This is a genomic window from Telmatocola sphagniphila (genome assembly GCF_018398935.1).
GTDB lineage: Bacteria > Planctomycetota > Planctomycetia > Gemmatales > Gemmataceae > Telmatocola > Telmatocola sphagniphila.
On sequence record NZ_CP074694.1, the window covers coordinates 6,300,533 to 6,312,046 of the forward strand.

The 11,514-nt window shown below is 54.0% G+C and carries 10 protein-coding genes; 6 read left to right on the plus strand and 4 right to left on the minus strand.

All coding sequences use genetic code 11. The annotated features are described in order from the left end of the window. Window positions 1–157 precede the first annotated feature (157 nt). Window positions 158–874: a DNA alkylation repair protein gene (locus tag KIH39_RS25205; RefSeq protein WP_213496723.1), complete on the minus strand. Its 717-nt coding sequence runs from the start codon at window positions 872–874 to the stop codon at window positions 158–160. A 118-nt stretch (window positions 875–992) separates the two neighbouring features. On the opposite strand from KIH39_RS25205, the gene KIH39_RS25210 reads away from it, so the two are divergent. Then, entirely contained in the window at window positions 993–1,724 is a 732-nt protein-coding gene (locus KIH39_RS25210) for a 3-keto-disaccharide hydrolase (protein ID WP_213496725.1), read from the plus strand. Here the strand turns inward: KIH39_RS25210 and KIH39_RS25215 are convergent. The 3 genes from KIH39_RS25215 to KIH39_RS25225 are packed head-to-tail and all read right to left on the minus strand — an operon-like array spanning window position 1,721 to window position 4,400. Further along, entirely contained in the window at window positions 1,721–3,679 is a 1,959-nt protein-coding gene (locus tag KIH39_RS25215; protein WP_213496727.1) for a YjhG/YagF family D-xylonate dehydratase, read from the minus strand. The two genes, KIH39_RS25210 and KIH39_RS25215, sit on opposite strands and share 4 nt — an antisense overlap. Before the next feature lie 9 nt (window positions 3,680–3,688). Then, entirely contained in the window at window positions 3,689–3,994 is a 306-nt protein-coding gene (locus KIH39_RS25220) for a Dabb family protein (protein WP_213496729.1), read from the minus strand. A gap of 34 nt (window positions 3,995–4,028) precedes the next feature. Further along, entirely contained in the window at window positions 4,029–4,400 is a 372-nt protein-coding gene (locus KIH39_RS25225; protein ID WP_213496731.1) for a hypothetical protein, read from the minus strand. A gap of 88 nt (window positions 4,401–4,488) precedes the next feature. On the opposite strand from KIH39_RS25225, the gene KIH39_RS25230 reads away from it, so the two are divergent. The 5 genes from KIH39_RS25230 to KIH39_RS25250 all read left to right on the plus strand — a co-directional run bounded on the left by KIH39_RS25230 (window position 4,489) and on the right by KIH39_RS25250 (window position 11,457). Continuing rightward, the gene (locus KIH39_RS25230) at window positions 4,489–5,727 is read left to right on the plus strand and encodes a PQQ-binding-like beta-propeller repeat protein (RefSeq protein WP_213496733.1); all 1,239 of its coding nucleotides are present in this window, start codon (window positions 4,489–4,491) and stop codon (window positions 5,725–5,727) included. 242 nt (window positions 5,728–5,969) lie between these two features. Then, entirely contained in the window at window positions 5,970–9,767 is a 3,798-nt protein-coding gene (locus KIH39_RS25235; protein ID WP_213496735.1) for a hypothetical protein, read from the plus strand. A 30-nt stretch (window positions 9,768–9,797) separates the two neighbouring features. Beyond that, window positions 9,798–10,058 (plus strand): hypothetical protein, encoded by a 261-nt coding sequence (locus KIH39_RS25240; RefSeq protein WP_213496736.1) that lies wholly within the window; start codon window positions 9,798–9,800, stop codon window positions 10,056–10,058. A gap of 823 nt (window positions 10,059–10,881) precedes the next feature. Then, the gene (locus KIH39_RS25245; RefSeq protein ID WP_213496738.1) at window positions 10,882–11,022 is read left to right on the plus strand and encodes a hypothetical protein; all 141 of its coding nucleotides are present in this window, start codon (window positions 10,882–10,884) and stop codon (window positions 11,020–11,022) included. A gap of 24 nt (window positions 11,023–11,046) precedes the next feature. Next, complete coding sequence (locus KIH39_RS25250; RefSeq protein ID WP_213496740.1) at window positions 11,047–11,457, plus strand: DUF1573 domain-containing protein; 411 nt, start codon at window positions 11,047–11,049, stop codon at window positions 11,455–11,457. The last annotated feature ends 57 nt before the right edge of the window (window positions 11,458–11,514 follow it).

Here is an 11,514-nt window from a genome sequence, read left to right on the forward strand (position 1 = left end):
CCTGTTCTTCCAGCCAATCCGCTTAGATCAGTCTGAGCGCATCGTTAAACGGATCTTCGCAAATCTTGCGAATGAATGCTGCACGCTCGGTATTCCGGAAATCACTCATAAGTAACATCTTATTTGATCGCCAATCCCTGGTGAAGCTAGAGTCTCCTCAACTCCCCTTCAACTTCAAATAATAACCCCTGCGTTCCGGGCTCATTCGCTCGATCGCATATCTCAGCATCGTTCGCGGCATGATCCGGGCGTGCGCATCGAGAAAGCCCTCCAGACTAGCGAGATCCCGCTTCCCCACCTCGCGCAGCATCCAGCCGGTCGCCTTGTGAATCAGGTCTTCCCGATCTTTTAACAGTACTTCGCAGATTTTCAGAGTATCCGCACAGTCTTTCTTGCGAATCCAGGTGAATGTCGCCAGCACGGCGATCCGCCGTTCCCAGAGAATTTCAGATTGGGCCAATCTATGTACCGGCTTGCGGTTCTTATCCAACAAGTAGTAACCGACCACACCTGGAGCCGAGCAATCGACCAGACCCCAACTGTTGATGCGGTGCGTGTTGGCCAGATAGAGTTCGTAGATTACTTTCTGAACTGAATCCGGGGCTTTCGGCATTTGAGTGACCCAGATGAGTACCGCCGTTAACCGGTCTTCATTAAAAGGAGATTGCAGCAATTTTACCACTTCGGGAATGCTCAATTCCCGGTGCTCTTTTACCGTCGCGTGGATCTGGGCCGCTCGAAGTCCCAGAAATCGATCTCCTTCGCCGTATTCTCCTTTCCCTGTTTTGAAGTAACGTTGGGCACCCTCCGCCAGAACGGGGTCGGCCAGCTCCCGCAAGCGGGCTTGCACAATTTTCGATGTGAGAGTTTGCATGGGAAGGCTTCAGAATATTGCGATTGGGATTTAACAGTAAGTATACTATCCGGACGACTACATTCGGTGAACCTACCGGTCTCCGGACCATTTTTTACCTCTTCGCAAAGGGATACGCATGTTTCGGCTCTTCCTCCTCACGCTCGGTTTAATCCTCGGCCTCCAAGCCTCCCCGGTTTCGGCGCAGTACGGCGATCTCGGGGATTTGAAAATCCTCAAGACCGAAGACAAGAAGAATGTGGAAAGCACGCCTCCTCCCCAGAATGCCACGGTTTTATTCGATGGCAAGAGCCTGGATAAGTGGTTGAATCAGGATGGTAAAAAACCGGCCCAATGGAAACTGGTCGACGGCGGGGCCATGCAGGTTCTTTCGGGCGGCAACATCATCACCAAGGAAAAATTCGGCGGACATTTCAAACTGCACGTCGAATTCCGCGTTCCGTACGAACCGAAAAATAAAGGGCAGGGGCGCGGCAACAGCGGCGTTTACGTTCAAGGCCGATACGAAGTGCAAGTTCTGGACAGCTATGCTCTCGAGAGCAAAAAGAACGATTGCGGAGCAATTTACGAAGTGGCCGCACCCAAGGTGAATGCCTGCAAAGCTCCCAGTATCTGGCAGAGCTACGACATTGAATTCTGGGCACCGGTTTTCAAGGATGGCAAGAAAGTGGAACCGGCCAAGATCACCGTGTATCAGAACGGCGTTCTCATCCATGAAGGCCAGACGATCCCGGTGGACAACACTACCGCCGGTCTGGGGGGCGATCCTTCCAAGCCGGGTCCCATTATGCTGCAGGACCACGGCAATCCCGTGCAGTTTCGCAATATCTGGATCGTGAAACTGGACTAACGCTTCGTCAGCGCTTTTTCGATCGCCTGGTAGTCGTAAACGCAGCCGCCCCAGACACCACCGCTGGCATTCTGCAATAGAGCCCAGAGTTTGGTGTCGTCGGGCAGGTCAGGGTCAGCTTGTAAGTCGGACCGCATGGGCCGGGATGCAAGAGTTTTCGTTCCCCACTCCGCCCCAAAGTTGCCGGTCGCATCACCAATGAGATCGACCTTCCCCTCCAGCGTGGTGCGATTAATCTCAATCTGCACAATATCGCCGTCCCGCACTTTGCCAATGGGGCCACCCGCCAGAGCTTCCGGCGAAACGTGCCCGATACAGGCCCCGGTGGAAACGCCACTGAATCGTGCATCGGTCAGCACGGCCACATGCTTGCCCCAACTGATATGCTTGAGTGCACTGGTGACCTGATAGGTTTCCTCCATGCCGCTGCCCATCGGCCCGCGTGCACAAAGAATCAGCACATCCCCCTTCTCGATCTTGCGGGTACCTTGCCCCTTGATCGCGGCCACGGCATCCTTCTCCCGAATGAACACCTTGGCCGGTCCGACATGGCGATAGACGCCATCGGTACCGACCACGGAAGCATCAATGGAAGTGGATTTGATGACCGAACCGTCCGGGCAGAGATTGCCGCGCGGAAAAGTCAGCGAGGATGTGAAGCCCCGCTCCCGGGCTTTGGTGAAGCTCATGATCACGTTGTCGGGGTCTACGCCGTCCTGAGTGACCAGAAGATCTTTCAGTCGCTTTCGGCGTTCGGATTGCGCCCACCAATCGAGCACCTTGTCGAGTGGTTCGCCACTGGCGGTCAGACAGTTCAGGTCGAGTAAATTCGCATCCCGAAGGTGCAACATCACTTCCGGCACACCCCCGGCCAGAAATACCTGAATGGTCGGATGGCCGACGGGGCCGTTGGGTAGGGCATCGACAATCCGGGGAATTCGCCGATTGATTTCCTGCCAATCTTCGAGTCGCGGCCGGGGCACACCGGCGGCAAATGCCACGGCCGGAACGTGCAAAAGCAAATTCGTGGAACCGCCGAAGGCCGCGTGTACCGTAATGGCGTTTCGGAAGGCCGCTTCGGTCAGAATGCGGCTGGTTGGAATTTTCTGGTGCGACAAATGGGCAAGCGCCCGAGCCGAACGGCGGGCCATATCCAGCCATATCAATTGGCCGGAGGGGGAAAGGGCCGAATGCGGCATGGACATCCCCAAGGCTTCGCCGACAACCTGTGAAGTCGCGGCCGTGCCCAAAAACTGACAGCCGCCGCCTGGTGAACCGCAGGTATGGCAGCCCTCCTCCGCCGCTTTTTCGAGGCTCAGTTCGCCGGCCGCGTAGCGTGCCCCAATCGTTTGGACCTTCCCCGTATCCTCGTGGCCCTTTGTGGCCAGCATGACGCCGCCGGGCACCAGGACGGTGGGAATATGGTGCATCCCGGCCAGGGCCATCATCATGGCGGGAAGGCCTTTATCGCAAGTCGCGACCCCCAGCACGCCGGAGCGATTGGGGAGCGAGCGCATCAAACGTCGTAGGACCATGGCCGCATCATTGCGGAACGGCAGGCTATCGAACATGCCGATAGTGCCTTGCGTCCGGCCGTCACAGGGATCGGTTACCGCGCCTGCAAAGGGAATGAAGCCGAGTCGCTTGAATTCTTCCGCAGCCGCCTGCACTTGTAAACCGACTTCCCAGTGCCCGCTGTGATATCCCAAAGCGATCGGCTGGCCCTCCGGACCGCGTAAGCCGCCATGTGTCGAAAGGATCAGGAATTCCTTGCGACCCAGTTCAGCCGGTTGCCAGCCCATGCCGACATTCTGCGACCAGCCGAAGAGATCTCCGGAAGGTGCATGCCGCAATAGCTCATCGGTCAGCGGCAGTTTCCCTTCCGGTCCGCGCGTGAAAGTCGCCAGCCGGTAAAGGTCGGGATCGTTATTTTCAACGAGTGCGAGAAATGACATGCCGTCTCTTTATACCAGGGAATCAAAAACGCGGACTTTCGCCCAGTTGTGCTTCTGCTCTTCGATGAATTTGATGTGAGTCGGATCGTCTTGGTAGGAATCGTGGGAAGCCTTGTCTTTGAAAATGAGGTGCAGGCCGACGTCCCAATCGAGATCGTTCACGTCGCGATTGAGTTCCTTGCAGACTTTACCGGCGGCAAAAAAGACGATGCCGGGTTGAACGTTGAGATATTTTTTGCAGGCCGCCACCAATTCATCGACGCGGGCGGGCGATTGATCCTTGAGTTTGAAAAAGACATTGTGCGCCAGTTGCATGGTCAACCTTTCTATGGAGGTGAGAGACGGATCTTCAAACGGCTTCCCAGGAGAAGCGGGTCGCGGCAATATAGGCTTCGCTGTTGCGAAAATCGATGATTTTTGGGGGGCCATCCTCGGCAAACGCATCGAGGTTGAAGTAAAACACGCCGTCGAAATAGCCGAGGCGGACTTCCGTGAGTGCCTGTCGATCTACAAACGGACGGCGTTGAAACCGGTATTCCAACACTTCATCCAGCGCCAGTTTCAAACGGCATTTATCGCCCTGGGGGGTCTTGACCCGCAGGAGTAATAAGCCCTGGCTGCTGTTTTTTCGATTGAGGAGCTTCAGTGCCAGCAGTCGGCCGCCGCGGAAATTGAACCGTTTCATGAACTGAACGATATGTCCGGGTTGTAGACTTTCCATGACTTGTTTTCCATTCGCCACGTAACAGATATCATCATATGAGTCGGGAAGCCAAGATTCACAGGACTCCAAAGGCGGGATTCATCGCATGCGTTTGATTTTAACCATTTGCCTGGCGTTAATCGCACAGAAAGTGAATGCCGAAGACTGGGCCGAGTTTCGCGGCCCGCAAGGCAAAGGCATTTATGCCGGTAAGTTGCCCACCGAGTGGGGCCCAAACACTAATGTGACTTGGAAAACCGAAATTCCCGGCCACGGCTGGTCGAGCCCGATCCTCTGGAAGGGCAAACTCTACCTGACCACGGCCACCGAGGGTGAGAAAAAAGATACCTATGCTCTGGAAGCCCTTTGCGTCGATGCCGCTACGGGCAATGTGGACTGGCGGAAAAAGGTCATCGATGACGATGGTTCTCTCAACGATCAAATCCACAAAAAGAATAGCCGGGCCAGCCCGACGCCGATCACCGATGGTGAGAAAATTTACGTTCACTTCGGACCTTGGGGGACCGCCGCGCTGAATATGGACGGCAGCGTCTACTGGAAACAGACCGACCTGAAATTCAAGCCGCAGCATGGCAACGGCGGTTCGCCGATCCTCGTCGATAATCTCCTCGTTTTCACCTGCGATGGTACCGATCAGCAGTATCTGGCCGCCCTCGATAAAAAAACGGGACAAGTGGCCTGGAAGACGCCGCGCAGCATCAAAGCTTCGCTCGGATTTTCCTTTAGCACGCCCGAATTGATCGATGTGAATGGCAAAAAGCAGATTATTGCCCCGGGTAGTAATATCGCCGCCGGTTACGACCCGGCCACGGGAAAAGAACTCTGGCACGTCAAGTATGTCGGCTGGTCGCTTTGCCAACGGCCGACCTATGCTCATGGATTGGTGTTCGTTTCCACCGGCTTCATGAGCCCTCAATTGTTTGCCATCAAACCGACCGGCAACGGGGATGTCACCGAGACGAACATTGCCTGGAAGTCGAAGAAGCAAGTTTCCAACACGCCATCCTTCCTCGCCGTCGGGGATGAACTCTATTCGGTATCCGATAAGGGCTATCTCACCTGCTACGATGCGAAGACCGGTCAGGAGCACTACAGTGAACGGATTCCCGGGCAGTACTCGGCCTCACCACTCTATGCCGATGGGAAGATTTACCTGACCAGCGAAGAAGGGATTGGTCTGCTCGTACCGGCCGGAAAAGAGTTCAAGATCCTCTACAAGACCGACATGAAGGAGAAGACTTTCGCCTCTTTCGTGCCCGGCGACGGGGCTCTGTACATTCGGACGGAAACCAAACTTTACAAGTTTGGACCGAAATCCAATTAATTGGAGCGCGGGGAGCCCTTTTTTCGGTTTTCCGTCTCGGGAAATCGGGAAGTAGGAACCGGAGTAAGCCCCAGAACGGAATAAAATTCCGGGCGAATTAGAACATTCGCCTGTGCACCGAAATGTTATTTGCCAGAAGACGGGGCTTTTCAGATTCCCTTCCGGGGTGCGCTGTATTCATTGCCTTCTCGACCTACAATTAAGAAGTCGAATTCATCGAAAATAGATAGGACGCGGAACGAATGCAGAGCACGTTCGGCGATTTGAGTCAAAAGGTTCCCCCCGCTGGGCTGTTAGGGTATTTGAATTTTTCAGATGGACAGCCTAACGGGAAGTTCCAGCAGCAATTGAACGAAGCTTATCGGTTCCTGGCCGATCATGGGGATGTTACGCCCTGGCACAGTCTGAAAGTCTGGCTCCAGGATCAGGCCGCCACTCTCGAAGCTACCGGTTCCTCGGCCTTCAAAGATCTCATTCAAGCCCGGGCGGTCATACGATTTGCGTTCGACCGGGTTCTGGTCCACTACAAAGAATTCCATTCCGATCTACTGGCCAATCAAAAGGACTGTATTCTATTCTCGCCCTTCTTTCTGGTCCGCGTCTGTGAAGCGGTTTTGAATCAGGGCGGTCCCTGGAACGAGGATAGCCGGATTATCGCGGGGGCCGTGCAGAAGCTCAACGATTTCGTCGGCCATCGTCCCGTGGCCATTCTGGAAACCCGGGCCCAAACCGACTATTACAAGCATGAAAAAGTCCGGCCAATCCCTCTCTATATCCGGGGCAGCGGCGTCGGAGCCGGGCCTTATTCGAAAATTGTCGAAAAGGCTCTGGAGATTTTGAATTCAACCCCGGAAGAGATCCTTCGGGAAGCCTGTTTCAATATTAACCGGCTCGACGAACTGGCGATGGATCCCCGCCCGTACGACCATACTCATCCTTCGAACCGCCGGCCCAATTACCTTTTTGGCGAGTGGGATCCCCACTGCATCGACGGCTCGGGCTACTACCGCCGGTTTGTCGTGCGGCCCAATATTCTTTCCGCACTGGCTCAATGGGCGACCGATCCCGGCGAAGATTCGGAAGGACGTCTTTTCGAATCGGCGGCCGTGCTGGCCGGGACTCTGCTGATGGCCTCCGGCATCTCCGGGGATGGTCCCTCCTGCCACGATTCGGATAGCAAACTGGCCATTCTGGTGCCTCAGAATGCTCGCTATCGTGACGCCTTTTATGCGCAACTTCTGGACAAACAAAACGGCACGTTTGCCAAACGGCTTCAGAAGGAAGCCAAGAAGCTTCGTCAGCCTTTCGGCGGTATCCGCCAGCATCTCAATCACACTCTGGCTCGGGAACGCGCCGGCCAGTTGCAGGATCGGGAACTGGCACTGCTCTTCGCCGATATGGGCTATCCGCGCATCAGCCGGGATTATGCCGCCCGCATTCCCACGGCCTCGATCCGCATTCTCAGCGAAATCCGCATCCGTCAGACCGGTCTCGAATTTCAGATTCGCAATGGCCGTACCGCCGGGGCGCACCTGCTGATTTCCGAAATCGAGGATTTCATTCATCGCGGCATCGACTGCGGCGCCTTGCCCGATCCCTGGAATATTCTCGGTTTCCAAGGCTTATTCCCGCTTTTCCAGGCCCGTGAAGATTCGGTCTTCGATACCCGCCACGAAGAATTGATCGATGTCGTTCAACGTCAGTTGGCGATCTATTCTTCCGCTTTGGCCGTCACGGCGGCCAACGGCGATACCAGCCTGCAGTCGATGCTCGGTCGGGGCATCAAGAAATTTGCCGCCTGGTGGGATCAGTTCGCGGCCTACGAAGTGAGTGATCTGCCCGCGGTTAAGGGAGGCGACCGCTCGGAGGCCGCTTTACACGTCGCTTCCGCACTGGCTCTCTGGGCCGAGGAACGCCGGCAAACCGACAAGTTCGATCTACCCAAGAAAACCCAAAATGCCCTCCGATTCTGGCGAAATCAGCGCGAACGGTTCAAATCGGCACCCGCCTACGTTCAGGTCATCGATGCCTTGATTCAGCAGCAGGACTGGTGGGCGTCCATGGGTCTGATGATGGCCTGGCTGAACGAAGCCGAAACGATGCCGCTAACCGACGGCGAACCCGACTTCTTCGAACTGGGCCACCGCTGGATGGCGGGTGTCTTGCGCATTAACGACGATGCCGCCCGCCGCTCCTTGATCGAACGCTTCTTCGAGATGCTCGAAGCCAATGCCGGCGATTACTGGAATGTGCCTGATCTCGTCGTCTCTTCGACCCCTGTCGATAAAGAGGAGACTTACTCCTCGGCCTACGACGATGTCAGCTATAAAGATTCCACATCGGATGAAGACGACGGCGGAATTATCGGCGGCGGTGAGGACGATGACATCAGCCTGGAAACCTATCAGGTTCTCTTCGAAAGAAGGCTCGGCTTCCTGAAGATGATGGGGGAACTCATCTGCAAAGCCATCCCCTATCACCACTGCAAGGATTGGCTCGACACGGCCTGGTACTGGCGCAAGAAACTCGAAGAATTGCTGGATATTCTGCATGAAATTATGATCTCGCCCCCCAGCGGCGGAGTCGAAGACGTCATCGAGTACGATCGCAAAAAGGCGGAGAAAGACCAGCTGATCGAAATGGCCATCGATACGACGGTGGCCGTGGGCGCGGGGGTGCAATTGCTGGCCGCCGCCGATCTGCCGGAAGATCCGCTCTCAACCTGTCTGGTGAGCAATGACCCCCAGAAAATTCGGGCAGCTCTGCCAGGTCTGTTGGAAAAGCTCTCTGGCGAACCGCTGCTGTTTATCCCGCTGGTCGAAGGCGGCCATCCGAAACAGGTGCTCCGGGCCAAGCTGAATCTGCACCTGCTGGAAACTCTGCTTGATCGCATCCCCCGTTTTGGCCTGGTACGCGAAACCTTCCACCTGGTGCAGGTGGCCCGCTCCATGGAGCAGAACAGCCCGCCGGAAGGCCGCAAAATTTCCGAATTCGACCGGCTGTTTCGCATGGCCTTACGGGCAGTTTCGGAAACGCTGCTCGACGTCGCCGCCGAATCGGAAAAAGAATCGAAACTCTCCAATGTTCGCAATGTCAGTCAGCTACTGCGCAAAGTGGCCGATTCCTTCTTGCAGCTTTGGATTTCGCATTCCCAGACGCTACGACTCTCGGCCATCGAGGGAGTGGAAGACTGGGTCGCTTTACGGTCCTTCATCAAGACCTACGGTCGGGAACTCTTCACTCCCGCCTTCATGAACCACGGCAACCTGCGCGGCATCCTTCAACGGGGCGTCGAAAACTGGCTCGAATCGCTGGCCGAGAATGCCACGGAAAATCCGCCGGAAAAACTGCTGACCGATCTGGAACAAGGGGTGATTTCACGGCGTCGGGCCGGCCAGCATCTGGAGGTGGTTTTGCAGGCCGTGACGGAACATTTCGACGAGTTCCGCGATTACAACACGACGACGACGCAGTCTGATTACGGGGAAAATCTCCATGTTCTCATGGACTTTTTGCGGCTGAAAGTTGCCTACGATCGTTATGCCTGGCGGATGCGGCCCCTGGTCATCGCCCATGAAGTGCTATGCCGTCGCGGCCAGGCCGAGTACGCCGAGCAATGGCGGGCGAATATTGAAGATTTCACGCGGAAATTGGCCGATAATCTTCTGGAGGATCTGGCCCGGCTGGAAGCAGAGCACGTCATCCGCCTACGGACCATCCGGGATCGCCTGGAAGAACGCTTCCTGCTGCCGTTGCGACTGGATGAACTCTCGGCCCTGATAGAGCCCTGTATCGAGGAGGCACGTAACGAGTCGGGCTCCAAAGAGAAGATCAACGAGTTTCTGGAAAAGCTGCATCCGCTGGCAGAACGGCCGACCGGTGTGGGCCTCGAAGCGCCGGATTGGTTGATTGAGTTGCAGAATGAGGTTCGACGCTCCCGCGAAAGTGCGGCCATCGAACCGCCGCGACCGGAACGCTTCGCTCTGAACTGGAGCGATCTGCAAAGGCAGTTGTCGGAATGGGATAAGCCGATCGATTAATCGAATTTCCTTTTATTGGGAAACGCCAATATGCTTGAAAATTACTCCCCCTACCAACAGAAGGTTATCAAGAATTACTACGCGAACATCGATAAGGTGAGTCTGCAACGGCTCTCCGAATTGGTGACGGAACTCTATCTGGCGGAAGGTAAGAAGAAGGACAAGCTCTGGCAAACCGCGGCCACGACCATGAAGAAGCTGGAGGTCCCGCAAAGCCGGATCGATCACATCACGTCAAAGGCCGACGTGACTCTGTTGGCCGGGCTGGTGAAGGAGCTGATGGGGAAGTGAGGAGGGGGATTTTAAGATCGTGGATATCTCAATTTATTTTTGGAACAAACGCCTCTTTGATCAACCACTCCAGGCTAATTGCGTTTAATATTTGTAGAGTTTCAAAAATGCCCGGATGAAAAACCACTTCATCGATTGCCGACGCTGGCGGCCAAGCGCTTCTTTGCCATATTCTCGTCACATCTGGTATTGTTCACTGTGCTCAAAGTACGGCAATAAATCGTAGCTATATAGTTTGGTCCATGATTCACTCGCGTATGGCTCTCGCTATCGCTAATCGCCGCATACATGAGCCTGACCTCGAGATTCATGTTCACGGCGTTGGATGCAGTAATCCGATGAGCGGAATAATTGCCGAAATGAGTCACGGTGTCCTCCAGGGATGTTGGTAGCGTGCATCAAGTGGAAACAGCAAGAAGGGGGGTTAAAAGTGTCGCAGATAATGCAGAGCAATTGTTTCTTAGAGGCTCTAACAAAACCCCTTTTTGTAGCAGTATTCCATGAACAAACTGAGGTTTTATTAGAGGTTCTTATTCATTTGCCTGGCGTAAGCTCAAAGTTGAAAACCAAGGATGAGCTTGGAATTAGAGCAGGAGCAGTTGCGGTAAGTTAAATGCCTTAAGATAAGAAAAAAAATGAAAATATTTTTAAAATTGGCTTGACCGATGAATAAGGCAAAGTTAATTTGCATGCATGCTGAAGCCTTTCCCAGACAATTATCAGACTAAATAAGATTGCGGTTAAATCACATACAAAGAAGCAACAGTAGAAATATATGCCTTGATTTAAAAGATTGACCATGAATAATCGCGATGAATCGTGCATGTCAGAATTTAATATGCTGAAGGCCGAATTGTGTTTTATTGCCACCACATACGAAAAAGCGCATGAAATCTATTCTTTGAAATCGAGTGCCGATCAAGGTTCGGACTTCGCCGGATTGCTTAGTTACGGCAGCAAATAATAATCGTTGGCTGGAGTATTAGATATGAACTCGATTGCGAACTTGATGGTGGTGCTTGGGGGGATAGGTCTCTTTTTTGCATTCGGGCCAAATAGTTTACTAAATGGTAAAACCGATGCGACAAGCCAGAGTGACTCTAGAGAGCTGGTGGTCTCAAAGATAGAATGCAAGAAGATTTCTGACCATTATGAAGCGGAAGTTTGTTTCGAGAACAAAACGCAGAATTCAGTCTCCATCATCGAAATTATCCCTACCTGCAGCTGCGCGAGCGGGAGAATTGAAGATTCCATGGTTGATCCTGTAAGGGAAGGTAAGATACGACTCGAATTTAAGCCCGGAGCGAGCGATACTCAACAGATCATGATTCTCTACGAGGGTGTATTCGGAGGTCGATACCCTATTGTCGTCAATCTTAAATTGGGTTCCAAATCTTAGCTCGTTGAACGGGAACGATCATAAAGCAATCTTTACTATATATAACTAATCCCATAT